General features: G+C 64.6%; 16 protein-coding genes and 1 pseudogene. 11 read left to right on the forward strand and 6 right to left on the reverse strand.

Annotation, left to right across the window (positions count from 1 at the left end; genetic code table 11):
- Nucleotides 1–62 precede the first annotated feature (62 nt).
- Nucleotides 63–815, reverse strand: a complete 753-nt coding sequence (locus tag BN69_RS02680; protein WP_014890002.1) for a GyrI-like domain-containing protein — start codon at nt 813–815, stop codon at nt 63–65.
- Between the two features lie 140 nt (nt 816–955).
- Here BN69_RS02680 and dapF point away from each other — a divergent pair, with 140 nt between their 5' ends.
- Nucleotides 956–1,819 carry a diaminopimelate epimerase gene (gene dapF / locus BN69_RS02685; RefSeq protein WP_014890003.1) on the forward strand — a complete coding sequence of 288 codons (864 nt, stop codon included), beginning with the start codon at nt 956–958 and terminating at the stop codon, nt 1,817–1,819.
- A complete protein-coding gene (locus BN69_RS02690) occupies nt 1,816–2,994 on the forward strand; it encodes a MiaB/RimO family radical SAM methylthiotransferase (protein ID WP_014890004.1) in 1,179 nt (392 codons plus the stop codon). The genes dapF and BN69_RS02690 overlap by 4 nt, the downstream gene beginning before the upstream one ends.
- On the opposite strand, the gene BN69_RS02695 is transcribed toward BN69_RS02690, so the two are convergent.
- Nucleotides 2,975–4,144, reverse strand: coding sequence for a PQQ-dependent sugar dehydrogenase (locus BN69_RS02695; RefSeq protein WP_014890005.1), 1,170 nt, complete (start codon nt 4,142–4,144; stop codon nt 2,975–2,977). The two genes, BN69_RS02690 and BN69_RS02695, sit on opposite strands and share 20 nt — an antisense overlap.
- A 101-nt stretch (nt 4,145–4,245) precedes the next feature.
- Complete coding sequence (locus BN69_RS02700) at nt 4,246–4,686, reverse strand: PRC-barrel domain-containing protein (RefSeq protein WP_014890006.1); 441 nt, start codon at nt 4,684–4,686, stop codon at nt 4,246–4,248.
- A gap of 221 nt (nt 4,687–4,907) precedes the next feature.
- Here BN69_RS02700 and BN69_RS02705 point away from each other — a divergent pair, with 221 nt between their 5' ends.
- Complete coding sequence (locus tag BN69_RS02705; RefSeq protein WP_014890007.1) at nt 4,908–5,606, forward strand: TerC family protein; 699 nt, start codon at nt 4,908–4,910, stop codon at nt 5,604–5,606.
- A gap of 63 nt (nt 5,607–5,669) precedes the next feature.
- Here BN69_RS02705 and BN69_RS02710 read toward each other — a convergent pair whose 3' ends face one another.
- Nucleotides 5,670–6,545 carry a tetratricopeptide repeat protein gene (locus BN69_RS02710; RefSeq protein ID WP_014890008.1) on the reverse strand — a complete coding sequence of 292 codons (876 nt, stop codon included), beginning with the start codon at nt 6,543–6,545 and terminating at the stop codon, nt 5,670–5,672.
- Nucleotides 6,546–6,665: 120 nt separating this feature from the next.
- A pseudogene (rpsU, locus tag BN69_RS02715) lies at nt 6,666–6,890 on the reverse strand (30S ribosomal protein S21); the annotation flags it as partial.
- 266 nt (nt 6,891–7,156) lie between these two features.
- On the opposite strand from rpsU, the gene BN69_RS19375 reads away from it, so the two are divergent.
- From BN69_RS19375 to BN69_RS02735, 5 genes are all read left to right on the forward strand, one after another.
- Nucleotides 7,157–7,324: a hypothetical protein gene (locus BN69_RS19375; protein WP_158491292.1), complete on the forward strand. Its 168-nt coding sequence runs from the start codon at nt 7,157–7,159 to the stop codon at nt 7,322–7,324.
- Complete coding sequence (locus BN69_RS02720) at nt 7,294–8,106, forward strand: metal ABC transporter ATP-binding protein (protein WP_473086665.1); 813 nt, start codon at nt 7,294–7,296, stop codon at nt 8,104–8,106. The genes BN69_RS19375 and BN69_RS02720 overlap by 31 nt, the downstream gene beginning before the upstream one ends.
- Nucleotides 8,096–8,965 carry a metal ABC transporter permease gene (locus BN69_RS02725; RefSeq protein WP_014890011.1) on the forward strand — a complete coding sequence of 290 codons (870 nt, stop codon included), beginning with the start codon at nt 8,096–8,098 and terminating at the stop codon, nt 8,963–8,965. Before BN69_RS02720 ends, BN69_RS02725 begins: the two co-directional genes overlap by 11 nt.
- A gap of 4 nt (nt 8,966–8,969) precedes the next feature.
- Nucleotides 8,970–9,845 (forward strand): metal ABC transporter substrate-binding protein, encoded by an 876-nt coding sequence (locus tag BN69_RS02730; RefSeq protein ID WP_014890012.1) that lies wholly within the window; start codon nt 8,970–8,972, stop codon nt 9,843–9,845.
- Nucleotides 9,846–9,935: 90 nt separating this feature from the next.
- Entirely contained in the window at nt 9,936–11,090 is a 1,155-nt protein-coding gene (locus BN69_RS02735) for a CobW family GTP-binding protein (protein WP_014890013.1), read from the forward strand.
- Here BN69_RS02735 and BN69_RS02740 read toward each other — a convergent pair.
- Nucleotides 11,081–11,611, reverse strand: a complete 531-nt coding sequence (locus BN69_RS02740) for a DUF6101 family protein (protein WP_014890014.1) — start codon at nt 11,609–11,611, stop codon at nt 11,081–11,083. The genes BN69_RS02735 and BN69_RS02740 overlap by 10 nt on opposite strands.
- A 218-nt stretch (nt 11,612–11,829) precedes the next feature.
- Here BN69_RS02740 and BN69_RS02745 point away from each other — a divergent pair, with 218 nt between their 5' ends.
- The 3 genes from BN69_RS02745 to BN69_RS02755 all read left to right on the forward strand — a co-directional run bounded on the left by BN69_RS02745 (nt 11,830) and on the right by BN69_RS02755 (nt 14,311).
- A complete protein-coding gene (locus tag BN69_RS02745) occupies nt 11,830–12,651 on the forward strand; it encodes a 3'(2'),5'-bisphosphate nucleotidase CysQ (RefSeq protein WP_244435020.1) in 822 nt (273 codons plus the stop codon).
- Complete coding sequence (locus BN69_RS02750) at nt 12,648–12,908, forward strand: DUF4170 domain-containing protein (protein ID WP_014890016.1); 261 nt, start codon at nt 12,648–12,650, stop codon at nt 12,906–12,908. The genes BN69_RS02745 and BN69_RS02750 overlap by 4 nt, the downstream gene beginning before the upstream one ends.
- Before the next feature lie 122 nt (nt 12,909–13,030).
- Nucleotides 13,031–14,311: a 3-deoxy-D-manno-octulosonic acid transferase gene (locus BN69_RS02755; RefSeq protein WP_014890017.1), complete on the forward strand. Its 1,281-nt coding sequence runs from the start codon at nt 13,031–13,033 to the stop codon at nt 14,309–14,311.
- Nucleotides 14,312–14,332: the final 21 nt, after the last annotated feature.

Below are 14,332 nucleotides of genomic sequence, written 5' to 3' on the forward strand. Positions count from 1 at the left end.
GCATGGCACACCCCACGATGTTATAACTTAGTTATAACATCGATGGTTGGAGTCGCAACCGCTTACTTCAAAAACACATAGATATCGACGTCGACCGTCGCGTCGTCGCCCTTAAAGTCGGTGAGATATTCCTCGAGGATGAGATCCTTCGTATCGAGCCCCTTCTCGTCGAGATAGGCGGCGATCGCCTCATAGGTGGCCTCGATCTCGTCATAGGCGCCGCGATGCTGGAATTTGAGCGCCTTTCCGGCTGGCGACGCGCCGATGCTGACGCCCTCAGGCAGCTTGGGCTTGCCTTCGGGCGCCGCCGCGAGCGGAACCATCGCCTCGAAGGCGAAGCCGGCGTCGTCGGTCTTGGTGAAAACGGCGATCGGCCGGCCGTTGACGGCAAACCCGGACGCTGTGACGGCGCCCTCGAGCTTGCCGAGCGCCTCGCTGATCGTCTTCGCCGCGTCCTCCCACTTGCCCTGCCCTTTGACGACGGCGGCGGGCCGGGCCTCGACGGCGACGGTCTGGCTCATCATGGCCTGCGTCGCTTCGTCATGGGCGGTGGGGGGGGCCGCGTCGCCCGGCTTTGCGTCTTCCGGCTTCACATCGCCAGGCTTGGCGTCGCTCGTCTCGTTGGATTTCGTCTCTGGCGCCGCATTTGGGGCGGGCTGTTGCGGCGCGGCGGATTTTTCCGCCTCCTTAACGCCGGCGACCGGAACCAGCGACCGTTCGGAGTAGATCGCCGCCCCGGCGATAAGAACTGTGAAGATCGCCAGAGCGCGCCAATAGCGTCGCAGGCTGTCCAGTAAGCCCGGTTCTTCTTCCATCGTCGAGCGTCCCTAAACGGCCATCATGGCCTTTTCGCGCGCACATGCGACGCGCGTTCGGCGGGAGCCGCAGTGGCGCTTCGGCGCAGCCTTCTCTATATACGAGCGCGTCTCCCGGAGAATAGGCGAAAAGCTGCCCCATGGCGCATCCGCTCGACCATCTTCCGATTCTGCGCATGAATGGCGCCGGAAACGAAATTCTCATTCTCGATTTGCGCGGGAGCGACCACGAGCTTGCGCCGCAGGAAGCGCGCGCGATCGCCAATGCGCCGGGCCTGCGCTTCGATCAGCTGATGGCGCTCCACAGGCCGCGAAGACCCGGTGATGACGCCTTCCTGCGCATCTACAATGTCGATGGATCGCTCTCTTCCGCTTGCGGCAATGGAACCCGCTGCGTCGCCTATGTTTTGGCGCGCGAGGGCAAGGACGCGCTGCGTCTGGAGACCGACGCCGGCCTCATCGAAACGCGCCGTCAGGCCGATACGGTTTTCACCGTCGACATGGGCCGACCGCGGCTGGACTGGCGCGAGATACCGCTCGCCCACGCGGTGGAGGATACGCGCGAGGTCGCGCTCGACCCGCCGGTCGCGCGCGCGCCGGCGCGCTTTTGCGCGGTGAGCATGGGCAATCCCCATGCGGTGTTCTTCGTCGATGACGCGACGCTGGTCGATCTGGAGACGCTTGGCCCGCGCATCGAGCGCCATCCGCTCTTTCCCGAACGCGCCAATGTCTCCTTCGCGCAGATGCTTTCGCGCGACGATATATTGCTGCGCGTCTGGGAACGCGGAACCGGCGCCACCAAGGCCTGCGGCTCGGCCGCCTGCGCGACGCTCGTCGCGGCCGCCCGTGCAGGGCTCGGCGCGCGCGCGGCGCGTCTGCGCCTGCCCGGCGGCGATCTCCAGATCGAGTGGCGGGCGGACGATCATGTGCTCATGACAGGGCCGGTCGAATTCGAATTTGAAACCAGGCTCAATCCCCAGATCTTTCAGAGCGTCGTAGCGTGAACGCGCCGATTCGCGACGCCGAGGCGGTGACCTTCGGCTGCCGGCTCAACGCCGTCGAGTCGCAGGCGCTCGCCAAAGCCCACGCCAGCGCGCGCGAGACGGTGATCGTCAACACCTGCGCCGTCACTGGCGAGGCCACGCGACAAGCGCGTCAGGCGATCCGCCGCTTGCATCGCGAGCGGCCCGAGGCCGAGATCATCGTCGCCGGCTGCGCGGCGCGGCTCGATCCTCCGGGTTTCGCGAATATCGAGGGGGTGACGCGGGTCCTCGCCGAACATGCGCCAAATCGCGCGCTTGCGAGCGTTGAGGGCACGCGCGGGCTGCTCGCCGTGCAGAACGGCTGCGATCATCGCTGCGCCTTCTGCATCATTCCCTTCGGACGCGGCGCGGCGCGCTCGGCGCCGCCAGGCGAGGTCGTCGCGCAGGCCGGCGCGCTTGTAACGGGCGGCAAGAAGGAGATCGTGCTGACGGGCGTCGATCTCACGAGCTACGGCGTCGACCTTGGCGAAGGTTGGACGCTCGGACGGCTCGTGCGCCTGCTGCTGCGCGAACTTCCAGAACTTGAACGGCTACGTCTCTCGTCGGTCGATTGCATTGAAGTCGATGCGGATCTCGTCGAGGCTTTCGCGGAAGATTCGAGGCTTTGCCCGCATCTCCATCTGTCGCTGCAGTCCGGCGACGATCTGATCTTGAAGCGCATGAAGCGCCGCCATTCGCGACGGAGCGCCATCGAGGTCTGCCGCGCGCTGCGCAAGCGGCGGCCCGACATCATCTTTGGCGCCGACTTCATCGTCGGCTTTCCGACCGAGACCGAAGCGATGTTCGACGCCACGCTCGACATCGTCGACGCCTGCGGCCTCACCCATCTTCATGTCTTTCCCTTCTCGCCACGTCCGGGAACGCCGGCGGCGCGCATGCCGCAAATCGCGCCGCAGATCGCCAAAGAGCGCGCGGCGCGCCTGCGTGAAAAAGGCGACATAGCGCTGCGCCGCCATCTCGATGCGCAGATCGGCAGGACCTTGCAGCTCTTGAGCGAGCGCGGCGGAATGGGCCGCGCCGCCGATTTCACCCTCGCGCATACGCCTGGCGTCGACGCGAGTCTGATGATCGAGGCGCTCTGCACGGGCCACGATGGGCGGGCGTTGACGACGCGCCCTACGGCGCTCGATAGGTGATCCGATAAATGGCGCCGTTCTGATCGTCGGTGACGAGAAGCGATCCGTCCGCAAGTTCCGCAACGTCAACCGGCCTGCCGAGATAGGATTCGGAGCCGACGTTCCAGCCTTCGGCGAATGGCGCGCTCGCGGTCGTTCCGGCGCGCGTGACCATCACGCGCGCGCCGATCGGCATGCTCCGGTCCCACGATCCGTGCTGCGCGTAAAACATCGCGCCCCGATATTCCTTCGGAAACATGTCGCCGCGGTAAAACATCATGCCAAGATCGGCGGCGTGCGGCGCGGTCTCCACGACAGGGAAGACGACGTCTTTCGGCGGCTCGGCGCGCGCATATTCATTGGTGCGCACATGACCGCCGCCATACCAGGGGAAGCCGAAGTTCAATCCTGCCCGGTCGGCGCGATTGATTTCGCCAGGCGGGCGATCGTCGCCCATGGAGTCGACCTGATTGTCGGTGAACCAGAGCGATCCGTCCGTGTCGAAGGCCATGCCGACGGAATTGCGGACGCCGGTCGCGAAGACTTCGCGCTGCGATCCGTCGCGATTCATCCGAATGACGCCGCCGATTCCCGTTTTCTCGTAAAGCGCGAGCTTGTCTCGCGGCGCGACATTGTTCGGCTGGCCAAGAGAAATGTAGAGCTTGTCGTCAGGTCCGACGCGGCAGACCCGCGACGCGTGGCCGCGACTCTCCTCGCTGCGCGGAATGAGGTCGCCCGCCTTCACCACGACCGTGGCGTGCGCCGCCGCGTCGCGCCAGTTTTTCTCGGCGTCGTCGAAACGAGTGACCCGATTGCGCTCGACGAGAAAGAGCGCGCCGTCCTTTGAAAAACACAGGCCGTGAGGCATCGTGAATGTCATCGACGGCGCGAATCGCTCGACCGACGCGGCCTTGCTCTCGCCGGGCGTGATCACAAAGGCGTGCGTTTCCGCCGTGCCGACAAAGATCGCGCGTCCTTCTCTGCCGACGGCGAGCGTGCGCGCCTCGGGAACGAGCGCATAAAGCGCAATCGAAAAGCCCGGAGGCAGCTTGATGCGCGTCAGGGTGGATTCGATCTCCGCGCCCCTACGGTGCTGAGCAACCGGCTGAGCGGCGGCGACGCCCTCGCCGAAAGTGCAGAAGAGCAGAAGTGCGGCGGCTCCCACGCGCATTTCGCAGACCTTTCCGATAATCTTTCGACGCCATATAGGCCGCAAAAAGGGCGGGGCCAGTTAAGGCTCCGCCCTGCCGCGGGTTCCCACTTCGGTCAACGTCACATCGAGGTCGACTGGTCTCTCGACGCCGTCGACGTCGCCGTGTCTTCCCAATACGGGGAAGACCCGTAGTTCTTGTGCAGCCTGGTTTCCCAGTCGCGGTCGCTCCAATTCTCGTCGCCCGCATATTCGGGAGCATTCTGCAGCTGCTCTTCGGTCACGTTTGCGATATACCCGCCGAGGTTGGTGTCGTAACGGAACGCCTTCCAGGGCAAGGGATGCTCGCCTTCGCCGATGCCCAGAAAGCCGCCGAACGTCATGATTGCATACCGAACCACACCGGAGACGCGATCGATCATCAGGTGATCAATTTCGCCAATCTTGTTGCCGGCCGCGTCATACACATCCGTGCCTTCGACCTTATCGCTGGAGATAAGGTTGGCGTTTGGCTGTGCCATGCCCATAGTAACCTCCTGCAGCGCGCGCTTAACCGACGCCATTGTCGAACTCGCCGCGCCTTTCCCAAAACAACACAGGGGTGAAGCCCGTTGTTCCGAATGAAAAAGAAAAAACGGCGGCTGCATAAGCTTAGCGACGTCTTCCTTCTTCGATAAAATGCCGCTAATGCAGGTGCGTGATGCGCCGGCGACGGCGCCGTCCTAGCGACTCCGCTCGTCGTCAATCGCGGCAATGGGCTTCGCCCGGCAGGTAAGACGCACGCATGTCTCCGGAATTCAGCCTTGGCTGGGAAATCTTCGAGATCATCTGGATCAACCTGCTGCTCTCGGGCGACAATGCAATTTTGATCGCGCTTGCGTGCCGGCAACTGCCGGTGCGTCAGCGGCGCTGGGGCGTTTTTCTGGGCGCGCTTGGCGGCGTCATTCTGCGCATCGCTTTCACGCTCGTCGTCGTCGAGCTTATGGCGATTCCCTATCTGAAAATTGTCGGCGCCATTCTGCTGCTCATCGTCGCCGTGAAACTGCTGATCGACGAAGCCGAGCATTCTGACGTCAAGGCCAAACCCAACCTTTGGAGCGCGGTCGGCGCAATCATTATGGCGGACGCCGTGATGTCGCTCGACAATGTGATCGCCATCGCGGCGGCGGCGCATGGCTCGACCAATCTCATCGTTTTCGGACTACTCGTTTCGGTGCCGATCGTGATGTTCGGCGCGGGCGCGCTGCTGAAGGTGCTGGAGAGATTTCCGGCGCTGGTCTGGGCGGGCGCAGGCCTTCTCGGCTGGGTCGCTGGCGACATGGCGGGCGCCGATCCGGCCCTGCCCACCTTCGTGCATGTTTCGAACCACGGCGCGCTCGAACTTGGACTTTCGATCGCCGGCTGCGTCCTAGTGCTGGCCGTCTCCTTGGCGATTGCGATTTACCGGCAGTGGCGCGAGGACCAGCGCGTCTCGCGAGACTAAAGCGCGTCCCGATCATGTTGGAACAGATTTTCAGCGATAGCGTCCGTCAGTTTTTTCGGAACGCTAGCCGCGCGCCATGCCCTGTTTGGCGAGGGGCTGCTGCGGATCGAGCGTGAGCGCGCGCTGAAAGGATTCGCGCGCCTTGGAGCGGTTGCCGCTCTTGTCGTAAGCGACGCCGAGCCAGGCCCACGCGAGCGCGCTCTTGCTGTCGACGTTGAGCGCGGCGTTGAAATCCTCGACCGCCTTGTCATATTTGCCGAGCGTGACCAGGCTTTCGCCGCGCGCCAGGTAGGGGGCCGCCGCAAAGGGATCGCGGTCGATGGCGTTATCGAAATCAGTCACGGCGCGCGCATCATCGCCGCGTTTCTGATGGATGAGCCCGCGCGCATGAAACGCCTGCGCGCTTTCGGGATTGAGGCGAATGGCCTGGTCGAGATCGGCAAGCGCCTGATCGAGGTTGCCCTGGGCGCGCAGCAGGTTGGCGCGGCCGACGTAAGCCGGCGCATGTTTGGGATTGACCTCGATCGCCCGGTCGAAGTCGGCGCGGGCGGCGTCGCTCTGGCCCATTTGGCGGAGCGCGAGCGCACGATTGGTGTAGGCCGCCGAATTATTCGGCTCGAGCTTGATGGCCTGCGTGAAGTCGGCGACCGCCTCCTGGAACCGCCCGACCCGAGCGTAAGCGACGCCGCGGGTGTCGTACGCCTCGGCGCTCGACGGATTGCGCCGAATCACTTCGGTGAGCGAATTAATGTTGACGGAGGCGGAGTTCGGGTCGGTGTCGGCGATCTCGGCGATGCCGCGTCCCGGCGGCCGGATGCCGCTTGCGGTTTCGCAGCCGGCCAAAGCAATGATGGCGAGCGCCGCTGCGCCGCGCGTTAGGGCCTGACCAGATCGGAGCGAAGCTTGGCGACGCGACGTCGCCGCACGGCAAAAGCCCATGCCTTCAGATCCTTCCCAGCCGCAATGCGTCTTCCCCGTCTATCATCTATGCGCAGTTTTTTAAAAAAGCGCTTGCAATCCGGCGAGAATTCGACGGCTCTAGCCGGATCAGCGTGCGCCGATCGGCTTCGCCTTCACCGGCAGCAGGCCTTCGCGCTGGAGCTTCTTGCGGGCCAGCTTGCGGGCGCGACGGACCGCCTCGGCCTTCTCGCGCGCGCGCTTCTCGGACGGCTTTTCATAGTGACCGCGCAGTTTCATTTCGCGGAAGATGCCCTCGCGTTGCATCTTCTTTTTCAGAGCCTTGAGCGCCTGATCGACATTGTTGTCGCGAACGAGAACTTGCACGTATCCATCCTGTGTTTTGGACCCGCCGCGACGGCTCCGTCGTTGAGCGGCCTTAATAGGGAATAGGTCTCCGGGCGCTGACGGAGCGCCTGACCCGTGCGGCAGGGGATAACAGAATCGCCTTCCCCTGTCCACGGCCGATTGGCGCGAAGCCGCCTCAACCTATACTTAACGCGGCTCTCACCGGCGCCTATCTATCGCGCCGGCGAGGCGCATGACTGCTTGTTCAATCCCAGCGTTATAATATAACATCGGTTATGTTCGACATGACGACGCAAGAACGCGCCCTGCCCCAGCATGTGCGCGCCGGCGCAGCCGCTGGCGCTCGACAGGCGCGGCTCACAGCTCTCGGAGCTTCCGCCGGCGCCCGGATCATCGTCGCCGCGCTGCTTCTCGCGGCCTTGTGGGCAGGCGCCTATTGGGCGCTGCATTGAGCGCGGCCGCCCATGCGCCGGCGATCCGGCTCGTCAATCTCACCCTCGGCTATGATCGTCGCCCCGCGGTTCATCACCTTGACGGCGAAATCGCCCCCGGAGAAGGACTCGCCGTCTGCGGCCCGAACGGCGCCGGCAAGTCGACGCTGCTCAAGGCGCTCGCCGGGCTGCTGACGCCGCTTGGCGGAGACATTCATTTCGGCGGCCTGTCGCCGCGCGCCGTCGCCTATTTGCCGCAGGTCGTCGACATTGACCGCGCTTTCCCGATCAATGTGCGCGATTTCGTGGCCATGGGCGCTCTGGCGCGCGTCGGTCTTTTCGGGGCGCTGAACGCGGCCGAGCAGGTTCGGGTGGGCGCGGCGATCGAAACGGTCGGACTCGTCGGCTTCGAATCGCGAACGCTCGAAACCCTCTCCGGCGGACAGATGCAGCGGGCGCTGTTCGCCCGGCTGATCGTCCAGGACCAGCCGGTCATTCTTCTCGACGAGCCTTTCGGCGCGATCGACGCAGCGACGATCGACGATCTCTTGGCCTTGATCGCGCGATGGCGCGCCGAAGGGCGCACCGTCGTCGCCGTTCTTCACGAACTGGACATCGTCCGCCGCGCCTTCCCGCGCACGCTGCTGCTTGCCCGCGAATGCATTTTTTGGGGCGACACGCGCGACGCGCTTTGCGAAAAGAATCTCGTCCGCGCGCGCGCCATGTCGGAGGCCTTCGACGAGCGCGCGCGCGAATGTCTTCGCGATGAGTTTGACGCCCAAGATCGCCTGCATGTTCACTGACGTCTTCGTCACGCCATTCGCCGATTACGAATTCATGCGACGGGCGCTTGTCGGCTCCCTGGCGCTCGCGCTTTCAGGCGCGCCGCTCGGCGTCTTCCTGATCCTTCGGCGCATGTCGCTGGCCGGCGACGCGCTGTCCCATGCAATTCTTCCCGGAGCCGCCGTCGGCTATCTCGTCGCCGGCCTGTCATTGCCGGCGATGACCTTCGGCGGCCTCTTCGCCGGGCTCGTCGTCGCGCTCGCCGCCGGCGCGGCCTCGCGATTTACGACGCTGCGCGAGGACGCGTCGCTCGCGGCCTTCTATCTCGTCTCGCTGGCGCTGGGCGTGACGCTCGTATCGCTGCGCGGTTCAAACGTCGATCTGCTCCACGTGCTCTTCGGCTCGGTCGTCGGACTTGACGACGCGGCGCTTCTGCTGCTTGTCGGCGTCTCGACCGTCACGCTCATTCTGCTGGCGGTTTTCTACCGAGCGCTGGTGTTGGATACGCTCGATCCTCTGTTCTTGCGGCAGACGAGCGCCTTCGGCGAATTCACGCCCTTCCTCTTCCTCGCCCTGGTGGTGCTCAATCTCGTCGCGGGCTTTCATGCGCTGGGCACGCTGATGGCCGTCGGCGTGATGATGCTTCCCGCCGCGGCGGCGCGGTTGTGGACGCGCGATCTCGCCATAGCCCTGCCCCTTGCCGCGGCGATCGGCGCCCTCTGCTGTTACGGCGGTCTCGTCTTCTCCAACGAGACCAGCGCGCCGACCGGACCCGCCATCATTCTCGCCGCGGGCGTCGTCTATTTCTTGTCGATGATCTTTGGCCGCGCCGGCGGCGTGCTGCGGTTAAAAAGGCCGCGCCGGCATCTCGAAGGATAGAACGATGCTTACACGCCGCAGCGCGCTCGCGCTTTCATTCGCCGCATGCGTCGCGCCCGCGATGGCGCAAGGGCAGAAAATTCCCGTCGTCGCCAGCTTTTCGATTATCGGCGATCTTGTGCGGCAGGTCGGCGGCGACCGGGTTTCCGTCGCCACCATCGTCGGTCCCGACGGCGACGCCCATGTCTACCAGCCCAGCCCGGCCGACGGCCGCAGCATCGCGCAAGCCCGGTTGATTTTCGTCAACGGGCTCGGATTTGAAGGCTGGCTCGACCGTCTCGTCACCGCCGCCAAAAGCAAGGGCGAAGTGTTCACCTTGGGCAAAGGCGTCACTGCGCGAAAGGACGAAGAGGGGCAGGATCCGCACGCTTGGCAGGACGTCGCCAACGCCAAAGTTTACGTCGAGGCCATCCAGCAAGCGCTGACGGCCGTCGATCCTGAGGGCGCAAAGACCTATAAGGCCAACGCCGACGCCTATATCGCCAAGCTCGACGCGCTGGACGCAGAGATCCAGCAGGCGATCGCCGCGATTCCCCAGGAGCGTCGCCGCGTCGTCTCGACTCATGACGCCTTCGGCTATTTCGCCGCCCGTTACGGGGTCGAGTTCATCGCGCCGCAAGGGGTTTCGACCGAAGCGGACGTCAGCGCCCGCGACGTCGCCAAGATCATCGACGCAGTCAAAATGCATAAGGTCTCGGCGGTCTTCATCGAGAATATCGCCGATCCGCGCCTCGCCAAGAGGATCGCCAGCGAGACCGGCGCCCGGATGGGCGGCGTGCTCTATTCCGATGCGCTGTCCGACTCGAAGGGCGATGGCGCGACCTATATCGACATGATGCGCCACAATGTAAGACAATTGACCAAAGCCTTAGCGCCGTGAGTGCGGCAGTCGGCAGTGGCCAGTAGGCGATCGGAGTTCCGACTGCCCAATGCCGACTGCCGACCGCCCGGCTTCTCCGCAGGAGAAAAAATGACCGACAAAATTCCCGTCACCGTCATCACCGGCTATCTCGGCGCCGGCAAGACGACGCTTCTCAACCGCATTCTCACCGAGCAGCATGGCCGGCGCTACGCCGTCATCGTCAATGAGTTCGGCGAGATCGGCATCGACAACGATCTCGTGGTGGGCGCCGACGAAGAAGTCTTCGAAATGAATAACGGCTGCATCTGCTGCACCGTGCGCGGCGATCTCATTCGCATCATCGAGGGCCTGATGCGCCGACGCGGCAAGTTCGATGCGATCATCGTCGAGACGACGGGGCTCGCCAATCCGGCGCCCGTCGCGCAGACCTTCTTCATGGACGCTGACGTCAAGGAGGCGGCGCGGCTCGACGCGGTGGTGACGGTCGCCGACGCCAAATGGCTCAGCGAGCGGCTGAAGGACGCGCCGGAAGCGAAGAGTCAGATCGCCTTCGCCGATGTGATCGTCCTGAACAAAACCGATCTCGTCTCAGACGAAGAGCTCGCGGACGTCGAAGGCCGCATCCGCGCGATCAATCCCTACGCCGCCTTGCATCGCGCGGTGAGGTCGGGCGTTCCGCTGCAGGCGGTCTTGGAGCGCAACGCCTTCGACCTCGACCGGATTCTGGAGATCGAGCCGGCGTTCCTCGACGCCGAGGAGTCGAGTCACGATCACGACGACGTTCACGAATGCGGTCCTGATTGCGGCCATGATCATCACGAGCATGATCATCCCGACCACGACCACGACCACGACCACGATCATGGCCATGCGCATGAGCATAAGCATGAAAATCATCACGCGCCTCGCGCTGGGATGCAGCATTTCCATGACGACGAGATGCACTCCGTCTCGATCCGCCACGACGGCCCGGTCGATCCTGAACGGTTCGTCCCTTGGCTGAACGAGCTGATTCAGCGCGACGGACCGGACATTCTGCGCAGCAAGGGGATCATCGCCTTCAGGGACGAGCCGCGGCGGTTCGTGTTCCAAGGCGTCCATCAGATCCTCGACGGCGATTTGCAGCGGGAATGGAAAGAAGGAGAGAAGCGCGAATCGCGCCTCGTCTTTATCGGCAGGAAGCTCAAGGAGCAGGAGATCCGCGAGGGCTTCGAAAAGATCGTCCTTGGCGCGTCGGCCGCGCAGGAGACGTCTCATTCATAAGAAATGATCTCGCGCTCCGCGCCATACACGACCTTCGCGCGACGGGAGTCGCCGGCCTTGCGGCGCATGAGAAATCGCGGACGACGCTTGCCCAGACTGGTCTCGCAGCGCCGGCGCACGAAGGCGGCGGCGATCTCTTCGCCGACGCTCTCGCGCGACCGCAACGCGCCGTCCTCCTCGGTGACCCGCGGCAGCCCAAGCCAGGCCGCCCAGTGACGCCAGTCTGAGGCGGCGGCGGCGCAGTCTTGAGTCTCGCCGAGAAGAATGTCGAGGTCGGGGTCGCTGTGCGCCAGCGAAAGAACGTAGCGCGCCGATCCGTCGTCCGCGGGCTGCACCTCGAGAGCGACGCCGCAATAGGCGGTGACGGGCACCGTGATGACCATGGAGATGCCGCTGAAGCGGCGGGAGATTAAAACGTCGTTCCGAGTGACGCGGATGCGCCGCGCCCCGCCGTCGGCGCGGCGGTCACGCTGAACAAAGACTCCTTCTTCGATCCTGCGCGCTGCATTGGCCTCAACCATCGATCGCTCCTTGCGGCTTGAATTGCGTCTCGGCTCCATATTGCCGCAGCCTGCCCGCGAAGGCGCTAAAAAGCCTGGTGAACAGCACGTAAATCATTGCTTCTACGCATGATTTAGGCGATGAGGGTGAAGTCCATGAAAACGAATTCGTTCAAATTGCTTCTATTCCGCGCAACGCGCCCGCTTGCGGCCCGCCGGCGCCTCGCCTACTCCTCTTCATGATGGGCTCCAGCCAAGCGGAACTCGCCGCTTTTCTTCCAGAACTCGAGAACGTCACGCGCAGGGCCGGCGAGATCGCCATGGCGTATTTCCGCGCGGGCGAGCGGACGACCGCCGCGGTTTCCTACAAATACGGCGGCTCGCCGGTCACCGAGGCCGATTTCGCGGTCGATCGGTTCCTGTTCCATGAGATGGCGCGGATCGCGCCCGAGGCGGCGTGGCTTTCTGAAGAGAGCGTCGACACCGCCGAGCGTCTGGCGCGCGACGCCTTGATGGTGGTCGATCCGATCGATGGAACGCTGGCGTTCTCGCGCGGCGACGCGCGCTGGTCGGTTTCCATCGCTCTGGTGGTTGGCGGCCGGCCGGTCGCCGGGATCATCCACGCGCCGGCGCTGGGCGAGACTTATGTCGGCGCGCTCGGGCTCGGCGCCTTCCTCAACGGCTCCCCGCTCATCGCGCCGCAGCGCGCCGAAATCGCCGGCGCCGCGCTCGTCGCGCCTCGCGCCATGCAGGACCGCTTGGCGGCGTCGCCCCGGGGATTCGTGATGGCGCCGCGAACGCCCTCGCTCGCCCTGCGGCTTGCCGATATCGCCTCCGGCCGGCATGATATCGTGGTCGCCGCGCCCAATGCGCGGGACTGGGACATCGCCGCCGCGGATATTCTCCTCGCAGAAGCGGGCGCCATGTTGAGCGAGCCGGAGGGCGTCGCGCTCACCTATAATCGCGTCTCGCTCGTCCGCGACATGCTCATCGCGGCTCCGAATTCGCTGTTCGACGATAGCCTCGCGGTGGCGCGGGAGGTCTTGGAAGGAAAATTATGAACAAGACGACGCAAGCAACCTCGGCCAAGAAAGAAAAACAGCTGCTGCATCTTGTATTTGGCGGCGAGCTGGAGACGCTCGACGGCGTCGCGTTCCGCGATCCGAGCAAGCTCGACGTCGTCGGCATCTATCCGGACAATGATAGCGCGCTCGCCGCGTGGAAAGCGAAAGCGCAATCCACGGTGGATAACGCGCATATGCGTTATTTCGTGGTGCATCTTTATCGGCTGCTCGATCCGGATGTGGAGGAGCTATAGGCGGCCTTCCAAAATTCGCCGGTTTTGCCAGGCATGGAAGCGTCGTTCCGGTTGGCCGGACGCGCGCGGACAAGACGCCGTCGGATGGCGCATGTGGGCCGGATTCTTAATAGATAGGAAACATGTCGCTTCTGACAGTGTACCGGCTGGCGACGATCGCGGCGACGCCCTTCGCCAGCGCCGTGCTCAATTGGCGCGCCAATCATGGCAAGGAAGATCCAGCGCGACTGGCCGAACGCATGGGCGAGTCGAATCGCCCCCGACCGCGCGGACGGCTGGTCTGGCTGCACGGCGCGAGCGTGGGCGAAAGCCTGTCGCTGCTGCCGCTCATCGAGCGTTTCATTCAGCGCGGCCTTGACGTGCTCGTGACAAGCGGCACCGTCTCGTCTGCGCGCGTTCTCAGCGCGCGCTTGCCGGCGGGCGCCTTTCACCAATACGCGCCGATCGACGCCCCGAAATTCGTCGAGCGCTTCCTCGACCATTGGCGTCCCGACATCGCGGTCTTCGCCGAGTCGGAGCTTTGGCCCAATATCGTCGCGGGCGTGCGCGCGCGCGGCGCGCCGCTGGTTCTCGCCAACGCCCGCATCTCTCGCAAATCCGCCGAGCGCTGGCGCGCGGTTCCCGGCGCCGCGAAATCCGTCTTCGGCGCCGTCGATCTTTGCCTCGCGCAAGATTCCGACAATGCGGCCCGCTTTCTGGCGCTCGGCGCGCGTTGCGTGCGCATCGCCGGCAATCTCAAATTCGACGTGCCGCCGCCGCCGGCCGATTCTGCAAAACTTGCCGCGTTCAATGGCGCGATCGGCGCGCGGCCAGCCTGGGCGGCGGTCTCCACCCATCCCGGCGAAGAAGACCTCGTGCTCGACGCGCATCTCGACATGGCCGCGCAAACCCCGTCGCTGCTGACGATCATCGCGCCACGGCGTTGGGAGCGCGGCGTCGAGATCGTCGAAGCCGCGCGCGCCAGAGGATTGACTGCGGCTTTGCGTTCGCAGGAAAGCGAACCGCGACGCGACGTCGACGTCTATGTCGTCGACAGCGTCGGCGAGCTTGGCCTCATTTTCCGCAGCGTCGGAGTCGTGCTGATGGGCAAGTCGCTGTTGCCCGGCGGCGGCGGACAAAATCCAATCGAGCCGGCGAAGCTCGGCTGCGCGATTCTTCATGGCCCGCATGTCGAAAACTTCGCCGAAGCCTATGGCGAACTCGCAGCCGCAAAGGCGGCCGCGCGCGTTGCAGACGCCGCATCGCTGGCGCGGGCCGCGCAATATCTCCTCGCCGAACCCGCGCGCATGCGCAAGATGGGACGCGCGGCCGCGGAAACGGTCGAGAGATTGGGCGGCGCCTCGCGCGGCATCATGACCGCCGTCGAACCCTATCTCGCGCAAATGGCGGTGGCCCAGCAATGACGGTCGCGCGCGGCGCCGCTT

Source organism: Methylocystis sp. SC2, from assembly GCF_000304315.1.
Lineage (GTDB): Bacteria > Pseudomonadota > Alphaproteobacteria > Rhizobiales > Beijerinckiaceae > Methylocystis.